Raw genomic sequence first — 18,986 nt, 5'->3', positions numbered from 1 at the left:
ATGCCTCAATCTGCTATTGATGGTGTTTTTTCATAATGATATTTACCAGTGCCTAAAGAACTTGGCCCTAATCGAGCAAATTTAAACATTAAGAACATTTCAGCAATTAAGAACAATGTGTAAAGTCCACAAATAAGAACCATAGTAAATAATACTTCACCTGGAGTTAATGATGAATTAGCTACACCTGTTGGTAAAATATCTTGAATTGCCCAAGGTTGACGACCATATTCGGCAACAAACCAACCACATTCACATGCAAGCCATGGGAATGGTAACGATAAAAGAAGTAAACGACATAACCAACGTTTTTCACCAATTTTATTTTTATAGGTTGACCATAAAGCAAGACCAGTGCCTAGGATCATTAATAAACCAAGACCAACCATTCCTCTAAATGCCCAAAATAAAGGCCATACAGATGGAATTGAATCTTCAGTAGCAGCTTTAATGTGTTCTTCAGTAGCTTCTGGAATGGTTAAATTATCTTTATCAGTGAAACGTTTAACTAAATAGCCATAACCTAAATCAACTTTATTATCTTCAAAGGCTTTTAAAACCGCCGGATCTTTATCACCTTTTTGAATTTTTTCTAAGTTAGAATAAGCTAAAATCCCATTGCGAATTCGAGTCTCATTAGAAGCTAAAATATCTTTTAAACCGGTCACTTGAGTATCCAATGAACGAGTTGTCATAATCCCCATAACATAAGGAATTTCAATGGCAAACAAGTTTTCTTTTTTCTCTTGTGACGGGAAAGCAATAACATTGAATGATGCTGGTGCTGGTTGAGTTTCCCATTCACCTTCAATTGCCGCTAATTTGACAGGTTGCACAGTGGTGATTTCATGACCAGCTTCATCCCCCATAATAGCAACAACAATAGACATAATAAAACCAAATACTGCAGCTACAGCAAAAGAGCGTTTAGCAAATGGTAAATCACGCTTTTTGAGTAAATAGTAAGAGCTAATACTTAAGACGAAAATAGCACCAGTTAGATAACCCGCTGCTACTGTATGGACAAATTTATATTGAGCAACCGTGTTGGTAATTAGCTCAAAAAAACTTTGCATTTCCATCCTTGAGTTAATCGGGTTAAAGTCAGAACCGACTGGGAACTGCATCCAACCATTAGCAACTAAAATCCATAGAGCTGAAAGATTAGAACCAAAAGCCACACACCAAGTAACCATCAAATGTTTGCTACGGCTTAATCTATCCCATCCAAAAAAGAATAAACCAACCATCGTTGATTCCAAGAAAAATGCCATTAGCCCTTCAATCGCCAAAGGTGCACCAAATATATCACCTACATAATGCGAATAATAAGACCAATTGGTGCCAAATTGGAATTCCATGGTTAAACCGGTTGCTACCCCTACGGCGAAGTTGATACCAAATAATTTTCCCCAGAATTTGGTCATATCTTTCCAGATTTGCTTACCACTAACAACGTACACGGTTTCCATAATTGCAAGCATAAACGCCATACCAAGCGTTAATGGTACAAAAATAAAATGATACATCGCTGTGAGTGCAAACTGGAGGCGTGACAGTTCTACTATATCAAACATAAAGTGCTCCCTTATCCTTAAATGCCCACAAATTTTGTAACGTTATTTACTGTTATTGTACAATATAATTTAAAGAATAAGAATTGATTAATGTCAAAAAAATTAAAAGTGTCTTTTTATTGCTTCACCAATTTGAGCTAAACTACTTACCACTGTAATACCTGCGGCTTGTAATGCTTTAGTTTTCTCTGCCGCTGTACCTTTATTACCAGAAATGATAGCACCTGCATGCCCCATACGCTTACCAGATGGTGCTGATACACCTGCTATATAAGCAACAACAGGTTTGCTAACATTATGTTTGATATAGTTAGCCGCTTCTTCTTCTGCGCTACCACCAATTTCACCAATCATAACAATAGCTTCTGTTTTAGGATCTTGCTCAAGTAACTTTAAGATTGAAATAAAATCACTACCCGGGATAGGGTCTCCACCTATTCCAATACAAACAGATTGACCTAATCCAATATCGGTTGTCTGTTTCACGGCTTCATAAGTTAATGTGCCCGAACGAGAAACAATACCTACTTTACCGGCTAAATGAATATGGCCTGGCATGATACCAATTTTACACTCATCAGGCACAATAATTCCTGGACAATTTGGCCCAATCATAACAACATCATGTTGGATTAATTTTTGTTTAACGATAAGCATATCTAATGTAGGAATACCTTCTGTTATACAAACAATGAGTTTGATGCCGGCATCGATAGCTTCTAAAATTGAATCTTTACCAAATGCTGCGGGAACATAAATAACAGTTGCCGTTGCGCCTGTTACTTCAACGGCTTCTTTAACTGTATTAAAAACAGGTAAACCTAAATGTGTCGTACCACCTTTACCCGGCGTCACGCCACCAACTAATTTTGTACCATAAGCAAGTGCTTGTTCAGAATGGAATGTTCCTTGGCTACCAGTAAAGCCCTGACAAATAACTTTTGTATCTTTATTAATCAAAATTGACATAGTAATTATTCTCCACCCACTCTATTATTTTGCAACACTGACGATCTGTTGAGCTGCATCGACCAAACTTTTCGCGGTAATAACATTCAATTTACTTTTAGCTAAAATTTCTCTTGCTAGTTCAGCATTATTACCTTCAAGACGTACAACAACAGGAACTGTCAGACCTATTTCCTTAATTGCATCAATAATACCATTAGCAATAAGATCGCAGCGAACAATACCTCCAAAAATGTTGACTAATATTGCTTTTACATTTTTATCTGAAAGTATCAATTTGAAAGCTTCGGCAACGCGTTCTTTAGTTGTACCACCACCAACATCTAAGAAATTAGCTGGCTCACCGCCATAAAGTTTAATCATATCCATGGTAGCCATAGCAAGACCGGCACCATTAACCATACAACCAATGTTACCGTCTAAAGAAACATAACTAATACCTTGTTTAGCGGCAATCGATTCGCGTTCGTCTTCCTGTGTCGTATCTCTTAATATGGCTAAATCAGGATGTCTAAACATAGCATTATCATCTAACACAACTTTAGCATCTAAACAAATTAACTCTTGTGCATCGGTAATAACTAGCGGATTTACTTCTGCTAAAGAGACATCTTTTTCAATAAAAAGATTAGCAAAACTGACGAATAATTTAGCGAATTGATTGACTAATTTACCGCTTAAGCCAAGTTTAAATGCTAGCTCACGACCTTGATAACCGCATGGTCCCGTTAAAGGATCAAGCGATATTTTATGAATTAGATGTGGTGATTGTTCAGCAACCTTTTCAATCTCAACACCGCCTTCTGTTGACGCCATAATCACAATACGCTTACTACTACGATCGACGACCGCACCTAGATAAAGTTCTTTGGCGATATTAGAGGCTTTTTCAATCAAAATCTTATTAACTGGTTGGCCTTTAGCTGTTGTTTGATAAGTCACCAAATACTGACCTAACCATTTTTCAGCAAACAGTTTTATTTCATTAAAATCTTTAGTGCAAATTACACCACCTGATTTACCACGACCGCCCGCATGTACTTGGCATTTTGCTACCCAAGCATTAGATTGAGATGAAAGTTGAGCTAATGTATCTTGTATTTCATCAATTGAATTACAGATGTAACCTTCCGGTACTGGCAAATTATATTGTTTAAAAAGGTGTTTTGATTGATACTCATGCAGGTTCATAAATAAATCCCGATACTTCGATTGCCACAAAATAGTGGCTAATTTTAATGCAAGTAGAAAAAATTGTGTAGTAAATAATTACTTATGTTTATAGTAATTGAGAATTATTGCTGATAACTACCGACAGTGATATACTCAAAGCATATATTTATATTGTAAAAACAGTAAAGGTAAAAATATGGCACAAGTTGGAATTTTTTTTGGTAGTGACACCGGTAATACAGAAAATGTAGCTAAACAAATCCAACAAATTTTAGGTACAGATAAAGCTGATCTTTTTGATATCGCAAAAACAACAAAAGAACATATTGAAAAATATGATTTTCTATTTTTTGGTATTCCGACTTGGTATTACGGTGAATCTCAAGCTGATTGGGATGATTTTTTTCCTAATTTAGAACAAGTTGATTTCAATGGAAAAACAGTAGCAATTTTTGGTTGTGGTGACCAAGAAGATTATGCTGAGTATTTTTGTGATGCCATGGGAACTCTCCGCGATATTATTGAACCTAAAGGCGCTAAAATTGTTGGTCATTGGTCAACAGAAGGTTACAGCTTTGAAGCTTCTAAAAGTTTAATTGATGACAACCATTTTGTCGGTTTAGCTATCGATGAAGATCGTCAACCTGAATTAACACAAGAACGTATTAATAATTGGGTAAATCAAGTAAAAAGCGAAATGAATATTTGATCTATTGAAGTGATTTATTTTATTTTCCGTTCATATTTTTATAATATGATTAACTAATTAACTAAACTGGAATGTAATATGACAAATCATGATAAAGATAATAATGCAGCGCTCAAAAGTGCCGGCTTAAAGGTTACGTTACCTCGATTAAAAATTTTAGAACTATTGCGAGATCCTTCATGCCAACACATTACTGTCGAAGATCTTTATAAGAAACTAATTGATATGGGCGAAGAAATTGGTCTTGCTACAGTTTATCGTGTATTAAATCAATTTGATGACGCAGGTATTGTAACTCGTCATAATTTTGAAGGAGGAAGAGCGGTTTTCGAACTTGCCTCACAAAAACATCATGACCATTTAATTTGTTTAGATTGTGGTGAAGTTTTTGAATTCCGTGATGAAATTATTAATCAACGTCAGAAAGAAATCGCGGAACAATATGGTGTTACCCTAACCTTTCATAGTTTATATCTTTATGGACATTGCAAATCAGGTAACTGTAAAGCTCACCCAGAACTTCATACAAAAAAATAAGCCTATTTCATAGGCTTTTTACTTATCGACAATACGAATACTTACTTTTATCTTTCAGGTTAATAATTAAATGAAGCAGCTCTTAAATTTTATTCCACTTATCGTCTTTTTTATATTTTTAACATTTTACGATATTTTTGTCGGTGTTAAAGCATTAATGATTGCTTCAACAGTATCATTTTTGATCATTCTTGTTTTGTATAAAAAACTTGATAAAGTTGAACTGATATCTTATATGATGATAATGATTTTTGGTGGAGTGACACTTTATACACAAAATCAAGATATTATTAAATGGAAAGTGACCATTATAAATTTCTTATTCGCTGCTGCGTTAGCTATTAGTCAGTTCGGTTTCAAAAAAAACTTACTACAAAAAATGTTAGGTAAAGAAATACAGCTTGATATAGCTATTTGGAATAAACTGAATTTGATATGGATAGTTTTTTTTATTATTTGCGGTTCCTTCAGTTTAGTTGCAACATATTATGCATCAAGTGATTTTTTCTGGATCTTTAAGGTATTTATTTTACCGGGTGCATCATTAGTAATGTCTTTGATTTCTGGAATTTATATTTATCGTCATATGAATAAAACGACTGAAAACGGATAAAATTATATAAGTAGGAGTATTTTTAACATGACACAAAACGAAAATAACCCAAAAGGACAATTGGTTTTACGAACTTTAGCCATGCCGGCAGACACTAATCCTCATGGACATATTTTTGGTGGCTGGATCATGTCTCAAATGGATTTAGCCGGAGGTATTTTGGCGAAAGAAATTGCCAAGAGAAGAGTGGTAACCGTTAATGCAAGTAGTATCACCTTCTATAAACCGGCAATGGTAGGGGATGTAGTTTGTTGTTATGCACATTGTATAAAAACTGGTAAAACATCGATTACTATCGGAATCGAAGTCTGGATTAAAAAAATAACAGATGCTGACAATATGATGCAACGCTTCTGTATTACCGATGCAACATTTACCTATGTTTCAGTTGATAAACATAATAATCCGAAGCCGTTACCAGAAATATTCCAAAATTATGACTGTACTAAAGACCCTATTAGTAAACTAAATTTAAGTTATAGCTGATAAATATGCAATTTACTTCATTTCATGCATTAGTAAGTACATTAATTTTTCTTGTTTACTGGTTGCTTATTGTATCGACCACGTTACGTATTGTCTTTAAAAGACGACCAACCACTTATGTCATTGCATGGATGTTAGTTATTTATATTTTACCGATTATTGGTGTCATCCTCTATTTTGCACTTGGCGAAGCTCACCTTGGTCAACAAAGAGCGAAGCGTGCGCAAAAAATGCGCCCTACTATAAGCAAATTTATTAATAGAATAAGTGCATTTCCTGACATATTTACCACTAAAGTTAGTCAAGTTAGTAAACCCATTTTTCAACTTTGTAAACATCAAACAGGTCTTGATGGAATCAGAGGAAATCACATTGAATTGTTAAGTAATACTGATGCCATTTTCGATCGATTAATTGCTGATATCAACCAAGCTAAATCAAATATAGAAATGGTTTTTTACATCTGGAATGAAGGTGGTAAAGCTGATGATGTTGAACAAGCACTTATTCAAGCCACGCAGCGAGGAGTCATTTGTCGTTTAATGATCGACTCAGCCGGTAGTCGACATTTTATTCGCTCAAAGGCCTGCCAAAGAATGCGTGATGCTGGCATTGTTATCGTTGAAGCGTTACAAGTGAATCTATTAAGATTCATGTTTAGACGTCTTGATTTACGCCAACATCGCAAAGTCGCCATTATTGATAACTATATCTCATATACCGGTAGCATGAATATAGTTGACCCTCGATTCTTTAAACAAAATAAGCATGTTGGTGAATGGGTTGACATAATGATCAGAATGTGTGGTCCAGTAACCACCTTAATGGGTGCTATTTATGCCAGTGATTGGGAACTTGAAACAGGCAAATATTTAGCCCTTCCTCAGATTACCGATTTTGCAGAGCCTCCGGAAGAAGAAAAACACATTATGCAACTTATTGCTTCTGGTCCGGGTTATACCGAAAATATGATACATCAAGTATTATTAACTGCAATTTATTCTGCCCAAGAACAAATTATCTTCACAACGCCTTATTTAGTGCCAAGTGATGATATTTTACATGCAGTATGTACCGCGGCTCAGAGAGGAGTTGAAGTTATCATTATCGTGCCTAAAAAGAATGATTCGTTAATGGTTAAATGGGCTAGTCGAGCCTTCTTTTCAGAATTATTAAACGGTGGCGTTAAGCTTTATCAGTTCAATGATAATTTACTACATACCAAAAGCGTACTAATCGATAATCAACTTAGTTTGGTCGGTACGGTTAATTTAGATATGCGGAGTTTATGGCTAAATTTTGAAATTACTACGGTAATTGATGATGCACAGTTTGCTAAATCATTATCTGCATTATTAGAACAATATTTGTCACAATCAGATAAAATTGCTATAGCAAAATGGAAAAAACGACCAATCTGGCAACGCGTTGTTGAACGATTATTCTACTTTTTTGCACCTTTACTCTAATCAATTAACACAAAAAATCATAATACCATGCAGACTGATAATGCTTAAGTTTGAATAAGTTAAAGTTAATAACCTTTTTGCGAAAAATCCGGTAAAAATTGGTTGTCTGCAATACGAAAAACGCTAGATTTTATCGTTCCATCTTCATCAAGAATAATTTCCCGCCAACCTGGAGCATCCTCATTAGATAGTTGAAAATCATAGCAATTAGGCTTAAATTGAAAACAGGTAGAAGGTGTTGAAAACGCATGACAGTTATGCCAGATATGATCTTGTTGTTGGTGAATATGTCCCCAACCAAGACCTTTAATTGTCGGAAATTTTTCAATGATATTTTCAAGTTGATCACTATTTTTCAAAATATGCTCATCTAACCAGTGGCACCCCGAATTTATAGGATGATGATGTAAAAATAGCAGTGCGTTTTTATCAGCATGAACTAACAATGTCTCTTCAAGAAACTGCAATTCATTTTCAGATAACATACCATAAGCTTGACCAACTACTTGACTATTTAACAACAATATTAGCCAATTTTCACCAAGTAATACTGCTTTATTTTCCATTAATTGGTAATTTGAAAACACTTCTTGCATATATCTAAAGTTATCATGGTTACCAGCTAACCAGACACATGGTGTATCAAATTGCTTGATCTGCTCAGCAAAACGCGCATAGGATTTTTTCGAACCATCTTGCACAAAATCACCAGTGGCAACAATTAAATCATACTGCTTATTAGCTCGCTTAATTTCATTAATAACCGATAAAAAACTCGCATTCGACTTGACGCCTAACAACGAGCCAGCATTATCAGAAAACAGATGTGTATCAGTAATATGCAAAATTTTTGCACAATGCTTATTTTGTATTTGAAGCGTTAAAAGTGACTCCAAAATTTACCTCTATTAGTTATTAAATGAAGTTAGTTCAGCAATAGAATTGATATTGTGATCAACATCACAATTTTTTATTTTTAAATCATGATGTTATATCAAATTGTAAAATAATTTCTATCTTTAGGAAAGAAATAATTTCCTTTATTTTACAAAAATAGCTTATTTCCATTCATCCTTTAATGATTGATGATTAAGTTGTAACCATTGCAAGGCGATAATTGATGCTGCATTGTTGATTATTCCCTCTTCCACCCATTGATATGCTTGTTCACGACTTACCACATGAACTTTAATATCTTCGTTTTCTTCAGCCAGACCGTGTACCCCTTTTGCTGTCGAAGAATCAACTTGACCAACCAAAATATGCAATTGCTCGGTTAAACCACCTGGTGAAGCTAGATAACTAATAATCGGCTTACATTGTCCAACCATAATGCCGGCTTCTTCCATCGCTTCTCGTTTTGCCACTTCTTCGCTTGATTCATTATCGTGATCCATCATTCCAGCGATAAGTTCAAGCATCCACGGAGTATCTTGTGTATCAATCGCGGCTATCCGAATTTGTTCAATTAGAACCACTTCGTCACGTTTATCATCATATGCTAACAGTACCACCGCGTGACCGCGATCCAAAATTTCTCGAGTGACAGCTTCACTAACGGAACCATCAAATTTACGGTATTGAAAACGATACTCATATAATGAAAAAAAGCCTTTATATAAAATTCGTTTAGTTAAATTAAAAACATCTTTTTTGTTAAAAACTATTGGTGTAGGTTTATATTTCATATCAGTTTCTCGATTTTGGGCTAAATTTTAATAAAAAGTGCGAATCACGAATTAGGATACTTTCTATATGCTAATTATCTGTTAAAATTATGCAATTGGAAATATTATTCTATTTTATTGCTTTTAAAGAGAAGATTGATGAAAAAAACTTTAACTTTTTTAATTGGCTTAGCATTAAGTCAATCTGTGTTTGCTGAAAACTTAGTTCAGGTTTATGAACAAGCAAGAGATACTAACCCAGATCTTCGCAGTTCATTGGCTGAAAAAGATAAAGCTTACTCAGCTATTTCAGGTTCTCGTGCAAGCTTACTTCCGCAAGTTGGCCTTAGTGCTTCTTATGGTGTAGCACATGGACGTCGGGACACTCGTGGGATCAATACTAAAAGCGGTAGCTTATATCAAGTCGCCCTATCACAGAGTATTTTTAATTTTTCCAGTTGGAAAGCCTTAGATATTACAAAAAAACAAGCAACTATTGCTGATATTTCTTATCAATATCAAGATCAAACGTTAATTCTAAATACTTCCGTAGCTTACTTTAACGTACTTAAATGTCTCGATGCATTAAGCTTTATTGATGCACAAAAAAAAGCAATTGGTCGTCAATTAGATCAAACTCGTCAGCAACATAAAGTTGGCTTAGTTGCAATTACAGACGTACAAAATGCACAAGCTAATTATGATTTAACAGTAGCGCAACAGGTTAATGCGTTGAATGATCTAAATAACGCGCTTGAAGCATTACGCCAAGTAAGTGGTCGTTTTTACGCTAACTTAGCTAGTGTTGATACCAATACGTTTAAAACGCAAGAGCCAACACAAATCACCACTTTACTAAAACAATCTGAAAAAACTAACCTTAACTTATTGACAATGAAGTTAAATCAAGAGATTGCTCGTGATCAAATTAAAATGGCTTATTCTGGTTTCATGCCTACAGCTAGTTTAGAGGCATCAACCAATCTGAATAAGGCGGATAGTTATGGTAATGTTAATTATGAACGTCATACTGCTGGTAAAAAATATTCTGGCGATAATAGGATTGGTATCAGTGTAAGTTTACCATTATTCTCTGGCGGAGCTACTGTATCTCAGGTGCAACAAGCACAACAAAATTTTGTTAGTTTCAGTGAAAAGCTTGAAAGTACTAATCGCAGTGTGATTAATCAAGTGCGTTCATCTTATAACAATATCTCTTCTTCAATCAGTGCGATTAAGGCTTATCAACAAGCGGTGGTTTCAGCACAAAGTTCATTGGAAGCCACATCTTCTGGTTATCAAGTAGGAACTCGAACTATCGTTGATGTACTTAATGCAACAACTCAACTTTATAGTTCAAAACGAAATTTATCTGACGCAAAATATGGTTATTTAACCAGTCTATTACAATTGAAGTATTCTGTTGGTACTTTAACTGCAGATGATTTAATTTATTTAAATAATATGCTAGGTAAAGAAGTTAGTACTTTAGCTACCATCGAATAATCAGCAAGGTTAATTATTTTATAATCTCTCATATAAAAAGGCGATTTTTTATCGCCTTTTTATATTATTCTTTATTGAGTATCTAAATAGAGCAAATATGAATTTTTAAACTAATTTAAAAATTCAAAAAAACATTCTATTTATCACATTGAATTAGTGATAAATTCAATAAACATCTTAAGTTTAGGTAGCTGCTGTTTATCAGATTTATAAAGTAGATGAACTTCTCTTGCTGGTGGTAAAAAATCTTGTAATATTGGAAATAATTTATTCTGACGAATAAGCTCACTTAGCATTGATTGGGGTAACATAGTTATACCCAAACCTTCGACAGCGGCATTTGCTAAAGCTAAAGTATCATTACTTTTTAATGTTCCTGATATGGGGATATTGATTACCTTTCCATTAATACTAAAAGGCCAAAGATAATCTTTTTTAGTTGGATTGACATATTGATAAATTAAACATTGATGTTTTTTTATATCATTAGGCGTTACCGGTATACCATTTTTAGCAAGATAAGTTGGTGAAGCTGCAAAAATAAGTTTGTAAGAATTGAGTTTACGAGCAATATAACTTGAATTAGATAATTCGCCAATTCGAAAAACAATATCAAAATCATCTTTAACTAAATCGACATAGCGATCACTTAATTGAAGATCAACATTTACTTTTGGATAGCATCTCATAAAACGACTAAGCACAGAAATTAAATTAAAATGCCCATAACTTACTGGCGCACTAATTCTAAGTCGTCCTTTAGGTTCTTCAATAAATTGTTGAGCTAATGTTTTTGAACTTTTTACTTCATCAAGGATGAATAAACACTTTTCATAATATTGTTTACCAAATTCAGTTAACTTTTGCGATCGTGTCGTACGATTCAGTAATTTTAAGCCTAAATAATCTTCTAAAAATACCACATATTTGGCGATCATTTGTGGTGAAGTATTTAGTGAAATGGCGGAAGCTGCAAATGAACCTGTTTTTACGGTCAATACAAAAGCTTCCATACTTCTTAAAAGATCCATATTACCAACCCTTAGTTGTTAATAAAACAATTTTGATATCATTTATTATCTTTTATTTTAAGACAATAATATAACAAATTCATTTATGACTTAGGAATTAATATGTTAAAAAAAATTGGAATAATTGGAGCTGGGTTTGTTGGTCAGGCTTGGGCTAAGTTATTTCTACAAAATGGATATCAAGTCATGTTATGTAATTCCCGAGATAAAAAAACATTATTTAGTGTAGCAAGCAGTTTGGGTTGTGAAATTGGTAATCAAGAAGAAACAATTGATTTCAGTGAAATTATTCTCGTTGCAATTCCTTTTGTCAATTATCAACAGTTACCAGCGGATATTCTTGGCAATAAGATCGTTCTTGATGCAATGAATTATTATCCTGAACGTGATGGACACATAGAACTTTTAGATACTTATCAAACGACCACAAGTGAATTAGTCGCCCAACATCTTTGTAAATCTAAAATAGTTAAAGTATTTAATGCTATTCTTGCAAGAGATATTTTGAAAGATGCAAAACCAAATGATAAAACAAATCGAAGAGCACTCCCTATCGCAGGTAATGATGATTTAGCAAAACAAACTGTATATGAGTTAATTGATCGAATCGGATTTGACTATTTCGACGTAGGTAAATTATCCGAAAGTTGGCGTTTTGAGCGTGCTAAACCAGCTTATTGTGTGCCACTCAATCTTGATCAATTAAAGCATGCATTATCTAAAGCTGATAGACAACTCGAATTACCACACAACTCGTGGAAATCTTAAGTTAAAATAGAAAATACTATCATCTTAACACTTCTATAATTACAGATGATATTAAGAAGTTAATTTAATCATTAAGCAAAATTTTAATAACAACTTTAAAAATGGATAAGAAAAAATGGTCAAAAAAGATTTGAGATATACAGTCATTACTGGCGCAAGTTCAGGAATAGGTTATGCAACAGCCATCGCCTTTGCAAAACGAAATAAACCACTAATTGTTATTGCTAGACGGCAAGAACAGCTAACTTTACTTAAACAAAAAATTGCAGATATTAATCCTGAATTAGATGTCATTATAAAAAAATGTGACTTATCTATATCTAGCAATGTTCATTCACTTTTTACAGATTTAGAACCATATTTTATTGAGACATGGATCAATAATGCCGGTTTTGGCCACTATGGCAGTGTTGGCGAGCAAGATTTAAACAAAATAGAGTCGATGTTACATTTAAATATTGAGGCATTAACTATCCTATCAACGCTCTATGTGCGTAAATATCATAATCAATCAGGTACGCAACTTATCAATATTTCATCAAGAGGAGGATATACTATTGTTCCAAATGCGGTCACCTATTGTGCAACCAAGTTTTATGTGAATGCTTTTACTGAAGGATTAGCGCAAGAATTGATACAAGCTAAGGCACAGTTACGTGCGAAAGTTCTAGCACCCGCGGCAACGCAAACAGAATTTGGACAAAAAGCCAATAATGTTGATAAATATGATTATGATAAAAGTTTTGCAAAATATCATTCCGCCGATGACATGGCGCAATTTTTGTTAGCTTTATATGATAGTGATAAAATCATAGGAGAGATCAACACGACAGATTTCTCATTTTCGTTAAAAGATAGCATACTTCCTTATTCTGGAAATCCTTCACAAAATCAAAAAATTTAAGAGAAAAATTAATTTATTTTACTCATTAATAAAAAGAAAGGATTTAAAGTTTATAAATCTAAAGATAGATAATATGTTTATCTTATATCATTAACTGTCGACACTTAGGGGATAACAACATTGCTATCCCCCTTACTTTACCTTTCATTTATAACATAATACTAAAATTAAAATAACGGCAATAGGATTTATTATTAAGGATTTCAATTATTAGCTAAGACCGATAATAACAGCTTAAATCCAATAAATTTTATACTGAAACATATACTTAATCTGAAACTTTTTTACAAAAAAACGCTCTGACATGTGCATAAATTAAGATTTAAGGTAACCTAATTGCCGATATATGAACGTACATTTAGATTAGACTTTTCAACAATTCTATTATAACTATTCTGTCTTCCACTTTTTTAACTGCTCTTTCTAATAAAGAATTGCCATCCATTAATTATTGAATAAGAATGTTTTTTTAATATTTGTTAATATCTAGAAAATTTTTACAAATTTACTGCTATTTGTGAAACATGCAACGTCAAATAATATTGGATTACGTTAACAGGTATGAAAATAAAGTATTGTAATTTAAACACAAACTTTATTTGTGAAAGATTATTACATCCGATGAAACAGTAATGGTATTTGAAAAAGATGCCGAATGAGATTTTATTTGAGAAGGTCGACAAAAACAGAAATAGTTACATTATAGTTAATTAAATAAACATTTATAATCGAAAAAGGGACTTAAATAAATATTACCTTAATGAATAAATTTTTATACTAAAACGTATGCATAACCTCAAATATCTTAACAAGCATATGAACTTGTTAAGATGTTATTTTAAAAATGCAGATATGAATTATGAAATTCGCATTCCTGGTTTTGCTCCGCTATCCGGTGATAAAAGGTAAACACCCTCACCATCGTCTTTACCACTTGCACAAAGAACCATACCTTCTGAAACGCCAAAACGCATTTTACGAGGAGCTAAATTAGCAATCATAATTGTTAAACGACCAATTAAAACTTGAGGATCAGGATAAAATTGTTTTATGCCCGAAAACACATTACGCGTTTCATCACCAATATCGAGAGTCAATTGCAATAGTTTATCAGAACCCTCTACAAAAGTAGCATTCTTGATTAATGCAACTCGCATATCAACTTTAGCAAAATCATCAAAATTAATGGTATCAGCAATTGGCTCAGCTACTTTTTCTTTAGCGCGTGCTGTCGATGTAGTTAATTCTTTAGTTTCTTCAATCATTGCAGTAATTTTATCCATATCAATTCGGTTAAATAATGCTTTGAAACTGTTAATTTTATGACCTGTTAAGGCTTTATCAATTGTATACCATTCTAATTGACTATTTAAAAATGCTTCACTACGTTCAGCTAATGAAGGTACGATAGGTTTTAAATAGGTCATTAAAATGCGGAATAGATGAATACCCATTGAACAAATATCTTGTAATTGCTGATCTTGCCCTTCCTGTTTAGCAACAACCCATGGTGCTTTTTCATCAATATAGCGATTAGCTTCGTCAGCTAAAGCCATAATTTCACGTACCGCTTTACCTGATTCTCGTTTTTCAAAAGCATCAGCAATAACTTGCGATTTTTCCACAAATAAGGCGTAAAGTTCTGGTGCTGCAATATTATCGGATAATTTGCCGTCGAATCGTTTACTGATAAATCCCGATGAACGCGATGCAATATTAACCACTTTATTAACCAAATCACTATTAACTCGTTGAACAAAATCTTCGAGATTAAGATCGATATCATCAATATGTGGTGACAATTTAGCGGCATAATAGTAACGTAAACAATCTGGATCCAGATGTTTTAAATAGGTACTAGCTTGAATAAAAGTACCACGTGATTTTGACATTTTAGCGCCATCAACTGTTACATAACCGTGTACAAAAATATTTGATGGTTTGCGATGTTCACTACCATCTAACATTGCCGGCCAAAATAAACTATGGAAGTAGACAATATCTTTACCGATAAAATGATAAAGCTCGGTCTTTGAATCTTTATTCCAGAATTCATCAAAAATCGCTTTATTATTTTTGTTGCAATAGTTAAGGAAAGAGCCCATATAACCAATCGGTGCATCTAACCAAACATAAAAATATTTACCCGGTGCGTCTGGAATTTCAAAACCAAAATAAGGGGCATCACGGCTGATATCCCACGGTTGTAGACCTGCTTCAAACCATTCTTGCATCTTATTAGCAACTTGTTCTTGTAATGTGCCTGAACGTATCCACGCTTGTAGCATGGTTGAAAAAGCAGGTAAGTCGAAAAAGAAGTGCTCGGATTGTTTCAAAATCGGTGTTGCGCCTGAAACGACTGATTTAGGATCAATAAGATCAGTAGGATTATAAGTCGCGCTACATACCTCACAATTGTCGCCATATTGGTCGGGTGCTTTACAACGAGGGCAAGTACCTTTTACAAAACGATCTGGTAAAAACATCTGTTTTTCAGGGTCAAACAGTTGTGAAATAACCTTAGTTTTAATATAACCATTCGCTTTTAAACGTTTATAAATTTGTTCTGATATTTCACGATTTTCAGGACTATGGGTTGAGTGATAGTTATCAAAACTAATGTTAAATCCGGCAAAATCGCGTTGATGTTCGATTTTGACTTCAGCAATCATCTGCTCAGGTGTGACTCCTAATTGCTGAGCTTTGAGCATAATCGGCGTTCCATGCGCATCATCGGCACAAATAAAATAGATCTCATTACCGCGCATACGTTGATAGCGTACCCATACATCAGCTTGAATATGTTCAAGCATATGACCTAAGTGAATTGAACCATTTGCATAAGGGAGCGCACAAGTCACTAATATTTTGCGTTGAGTTGTCATGTTGAATTATTACCTTTAATTACATAATGGCAGAAATAGTACATCAATCGTGTGATTATCGCTAGATTTATGCCATAATTTGATTAAATTTCTTTATATAGTCAATCAATCTTATAGCTGTTATATCTGATTGTTGAACGAAAAAGGTAATTTTGTCATTTATTATCCATAAAGGATATTGATAATATCTATTACAAATTGAAGTAAAATAAATAATATATAGCAATAATCAAGGCAAACTTCCATGCAAGCAAAGATAATTCTTGAGAATTTTAATCATCCAACATTACAGAAAAACTTGATTGAACTAGGCGCAGTGACTCAATGTGAGCTGATAGGTCATCAACTGCTAATAAGCTTTGTTATGCCTTTTGCTTGGCAGACCGGCTTTGAAGACCTTAAAGCTACAGTTACCCCCGAATTGCTTCAATTAGACGGTGTGGACAAGATTAATTGGAATATTCAATATAATATTGCCACGTTAAAGCGAGCAAATAATCATCATCCTATTAAGAATGTTAAAAATATTATTGCAGTGAGTTCTGGTAAAGGTGGTGTTGGTAAATCATCAACAGCGGTCAATTTAGCTTTAGCATTACAAAAGCAAGGTGCAAAAGTTGGGATATTAGATGCGGATATTTACGGACCGTCCATTCCAACCATGCTTGGCACCGAAAAAGAGCAACCATTAACGCCAGATAATAAACATATGTCTCCGATTATGGCCTATGGTCTTGCTAGTAATTCTATCGGTTATTTAGTTGATGCTGACGGCGCGATGGTGTGGCGAGGACCAATGGCTAGTAAAGCATTGTGTCAGATTTTAGAAGATACGCTTTGGCCAGAGCTTGATTATTTGGTTATGGATATGCCACCGGGAACAGGAGATATTCAATTAACGCTTGCCCAAAACGTTCCTGTCACAGCAACAGTTATTGTAACTACTCCGCAAGATATCGCATTAATTGATGCTAAAAAGGGAATCATTATGTATAACAAAGTTAATATCCCAACTCTGGGGATTATTGAAAACATGAGTTATCATATCTGTGAAAATTGTGGACATTATGAAGCGATTTTTGGTGAGGATGGCGCAAAACATTTGGCTGAAAAATACCAAACTCAATTACTTGGCCAAATTCCCCTGCACCGTCTATTACGCCAAGATTTAGATTCTGGTAAACCGACGGTTATTAACCATCCTGATAGCGAATTCACCCAATTATACTATAAAATTGCAGCCCAAGTCGCTAGCCAACTTTATTGGCAAGGCGAAACCATTTTACCTGATATTTCGTTTAAAACTTTATAGTGCAGATCTATATTGGTTGTTAAGATTTAACAACCAATATAATTAAGTTGGCAAGTTCTACATTATTGCTCTGTGGTTACTAAATCTGTGGTTATTGAATATAGAGTAATTAAATCTATAATTACTTAAATTTTTTCAACTCAGCTTTTGCTTTGGCTAATTGTGCGATAAATGCTGAATTAGTATGTAATTGGGCAACAACCGCAGCTGCCATCACTTTTGCAGCATCCACATCACTTTGCCAATGATAACCACAGATAACACGACTTTCGCCAATGTCATAACCTCGTTTCAAAATTTGATTTTGACGCGCAGGGTTGATCTCAGCTAAGACCAAAGCTATAGCAAATCCCATTGTAGTGTGACCTGAAGGATATGAACCATTAGTGGATAAGGTTTTTTCATCCTCAGGTCGGCAAGTTGGTTCATTAAAAAATGAAAATGGTCTGATTCGATTATAATGCTGTTTTGCAGAGCGGGTTGCAAGATCACCGGCATCTTCCTTCATTGTGGTAATAAGTTTATAAATTTCTGGTGAATTACCAATCGAAATTTCATATCCAAAAGCGGGAGAAAATTGCTTGGTAACATTATCTTTACTCGAATCAGCATCAAGATAAGCTTGTTTGCCCCGTTCAGTATTACGCATCGATTTTCCCCAATCATACATGGCTTTATCTTTTAAAAAATCGATACTATTAAAGGCTGGTGGTGGGGGTAACAACAGCAAACTGTCCGGCGCCTGTTCTAGTTTAAGATAAAAATCGTTTGGATCGGTAGTGACATCTTTAGCTTCAATGGCATGAGTACTAAAGCAAAATAATATAGATATAAAAAACGAGCTGAGAAACTTGTTACACATATACGCCTCCTTAAATACAATTGTAAACAACAAAAACAATTTCACTAAATAGAGCAAATAAAGAAATTACAAGTTCTGGCACGTATAATTTAATTATCAGTAATCAATAAATGTTAATTTCGTTCATAATAAAACAGTTATGATTACTGACCAAAAACCTATTTATTATTCTATGATTAACCTCACAATAATATTTAAAAACTATTGTTTTTTTAGAAAAAAATAATTACTGGTTAAATGGACAAAATATAATAAGTTAATAAACTGAATATTTATGTTAGGCAATAATTTTATCTTTAAACATAAAAAAACTGCACCGAGTAAACATAGTCCAGCCCAAATATAATCGGTTTTGAATGGTTCTTTTAAAATGTAAATTGAAAATGGAATAAATACTGACAAGCTGATCACTTCTTGAATAATTTCTAATTGCCCTGCGCTAGCAACTTGAAAGCCGATACGGTTTGCCGGCACTTGTAGCAAATACTCAAAAAAGGCAATCTCCTAACTAATAAGCA

General features: G+C 33.9%; 18 protein-coding genes. 9 read left to right on the top strand and 9 right to left on the bottom strand.

The window, feature by feature from the left end; all coding sequences use genetic code 11:
* Positions 1 to 5: 5 nt before the first annotated feature.
* The 3 genes from DKK79_RS02965 to sucC form a co-directional block, all read right to left on the bottom strand.
* Entirely contained in the window at positions 6 to 1,577 is a 1,572-nt protein-coding gene (locus DKK79_RS02965) for a cytochrome ubiquinol oxidase subunit I (RefSeq protein ID WP_110422774.1), read from the bottom strand.
* A gap of 102 nt (positions 1,578 to 1,679) precedes the next feature.
* Positions 1,680 to 2,546 carry a succinate--CoA ligase subunit alpha gene (sucD, locus tag DKK79_RS02960; protein ID WP_110422773.1) on the bottom strand — a complete coding sequence of 289 codons (867 nt, stop codon included), beginning with the start codon at positions 2,544 to 2,546 and terminating at the stop codon, positions 1,680 to 1,682.
* Between the two features lie 24 nt (positions 2,547 to 2,570).
* The gene (gene sucC, locus DKK79_RS02955; RefSeq protein WP_110422772.1) at positions 2,571 to 3,737 is read right to left on the bottom strand and encodes an ADP-forming succinate--CoA ligase subunit beta; all 1,167 of its coding nucleotides are present in this window, start codon (positions 3,735 to 3,737) and stop codon (positions 2,571 to 2,573) included.
* Positions 3,738 to 3,915: 178 nt separating this feature from the next.
* Here sucC and fldA point away from each other — a divergent pair, with 178 nt between their 5' ends.
* The 5 genes from fldA to cls all read left to right on the top strand — a co-directional run bounded on the left by fldA (position 3,916) and on the right by cls (position 7,533).
* Positions 3,916 to 4,428: a flavodoxin FldA gene (gene fldA / locus DKK79_RS02950; protein WP_110422771.1), complete on the top strand. Its 513-nt coding sequence runs from the start codon at positions 3,916 to 3,918 to the stop codon at positions 4,426 to 4,428.
* 78 nt (positions 4,429 to 4,506) lie between these two features.
* The gene (gene fur, locus DKK79_RS02945) at positions 4,507 to 4,965 is read left to right on the top strand and encodes a ferric iron uptake transcriptional regulator (protein ID WP_034884029.1); all 459 of its coding nucleotides are present in this window, start codon (positions 4,507 to 4,509) and stop codon (positions 4,963 to 4,965) included.
* 70 nt (positions 4,966 to 5,035) lie between these two features.
* Complete coding sequence (locus tag DKK79_RS02940) at positions 5,036 to 5,578, top strand: inner membrane-spanning protein YciB (protein ID WP_110422770.1); 543 nt, start codon at positions 5,036 to 5,038, stop codon at positions 5,576 to 5,578.
* Positions 5,579 to 5,605: 27 nt separating this feature from the next.
* Positions 5,606 to 6,064 carry an acyl-CoA thioester hydrolase YciA gene (gene yciA / locus DKK79_RS02935; RefSeq protein WP_034884025.1) on the top strand — a complete coding sequence of 153 codons (459 nt, stop codon included), beginning with the start codon at positions 5,606 to 5,608 and terminating at the stop codon, positions 6,062 to 6,064.
* Positions 6,065 to 6,069: 5 nt separating this feature from the next.
* Positions 6,070 to 7,533, top strand: coding sequence for a cardiolipin synthase (gene cls / locus DKK79_RS02930; RefSeq protein WP_110422769.1), 1,464 nt, complete (start codon positions 6,070 to 6,072; stop codon positions 7,531 to 7,533).
* 65 nt (positions 7,534 to 7,598) lie between these two features.
* Here the strand turns inward: cls and cpdA are convergent, their stop codons facing one another.
* Positions 7,599 to 8,429 (bottom strand): 3',5'-cyclic-AMP phosphodiesterase, encoded by an 831-nt coding sequence (gene cpdA / locus DKK79_RS02925; protein WP_181415214.1) that lies wholly within the window; start codon positions 8,427 to 8,429, stop codon positions 7,599 to 7,601.
* Between the two features lie 162 nt (positions 8,430 to 8,591).
* On the bottom strand, positions 8,592 to 9,221 hold the full coding sequence (nudF, locus tag DKK79_RS02920) for an ADP-ribose diphosphatase (protein ID WP_110422767.1): 630 nt from the start codon (positions 9,219 to 9,221) through the stop codon (positions 8,592 to 8,594).
* A 138-nt stretch (positions 9,222 to 9,359) separates the two neighbouring features.
* On the opposite strand from nudF, the gene tolC reads away from it, so the two are divergent.
* Positions 9,360 to 10,706, top strand: coding sequence for an outer membrane channel protein TolC (gene tolC / locus DKK79_RS02915; protein ID WP_110422766.1), 1,347 nt, complete (start codon positions 9,360 to 9,362; stop codon positions 10,704 to 10,706).
* Between the two features lie 143 nt (positions 10,707 to 10,849).
* On the opposite strand, the gene DKK79_RS02910 is transcribed toward tolC, so the two are convergent.
* Entirely contained in the window at positions 10,850 to 11,737 is an 888-nt protein-coding gene (locus tag DKK79_RS02910; RefSeq protein WP_110422765.1) for a LysR family transcriptional regulator, read from the bottom strand.
* A gap of 102 nt (positions 11,738 to 11,839) precedes the next feature.
* Between DKK79_RS02910 and DKK79_RS02905 the strand changes: the two genes are divergently transcribed.
* Together DKK79_RS02905 and DKK79_RS02900 are read left to right on the top strand one after the other, a co-directional pair.
* The gene (locus DKK79_RS02905) at positions 11,840 to 12,505 is read left to right on the top strand and encodes an NADPH-dependent F420 reductase (RefSeq protein ID WP_086287313.1); all 666 of its coding nucleotides are present in this window, start codon (positions 11,840 to 11,842) and stop codon (positions 12,503 to 12,505) included.
* Between the two features lie 115 nt (positions 12,506 to 12,620).
* A complete protein-coding gene (locus DKK79_RS02900; protein ID WP_110422764.1) occupies positions 12,621 to 13,409 on the top strand; it encodes an SDR family NAD(P)-dependent oxidoreductase in 789 nt (262 codons plus the stop codon).
* Positions 13,410 to 14,266: 857 nt separating this feature from the next.
* Here the strand turns inward: DKK79_RS02900 and metG are convergent.
* Complete coding sequence (gene metG / locus DKK79_RS02895) at positions 14,267 to 16,294, bottom strand: methionine--tRNA ligase (RefSeq protein WP_110422763.1); 2,028 nt, start codon at positions 16,292 to 16,294, stop codon at positions 14,267 to 14,269.
* A gap of 244 nt (positions 16,295 to 16,538) precedes the next feature.
* Here metG and apbC point away from each other — a divergent pair, with 244 nt between their 5' ends.
* Positions 16,539 to 17,606 (top strand): iron-sulfur cluster carrier protein ApbC, encoded by a 1,068-nt coding sequence (gene apbC, locus DKK79_RS02890; RefSeq protein WP_110422762.1) that lies wholly within the window; start codon positions 16,539 to 16,541, stop codon positions 17,604 to 17,606.
* A 121-nt stretch (positions 17,607 to 17,727) separates the two neighbouring features.
* Here apbC and DKK79_RS02885 read toward each other — a convergent pair whose 3' ends face one another.
* Both DKK79_RS02885 and DKK79_RS14825 read right to left on the bottom strand, forming a co-directional pair.
* Entirely contained in the window at positions 17,728 to 18,468 is a 741-nt protein-coding gene (locus tag DKK79_RS02885) for an acid phosphatase (protein WP_110422761.1), read from the bottom strand.
* 201 nt (positions 18,469 to 18,669) lie between these two features.
* Entirely contained in the window at positions 18,670 to 18,942 is a 273-nt protein-coding gene (locus DKK79_RS14825; protein ID WP_375537967.1) for a DMT family protein, read from the bottom strand.
* Positions 18,943 to 18,986 lie beyond the last annotated feature (44 nt).

The sequence above is a fragment of the Gilliamella apicola genome (assembly GCF_003202915.1).
Classification (GTDB): Bacteria; Pseudomonadota; Gammaproteobacteria; order Enterobacterales; family Orbaceae; genus Gilliamella; species Gilliamella apicola_Q.
Note: the sequence above shows the minus strand (reverse complement) of the source record. Positions and strands in the feature narration are given on the sequence as shown.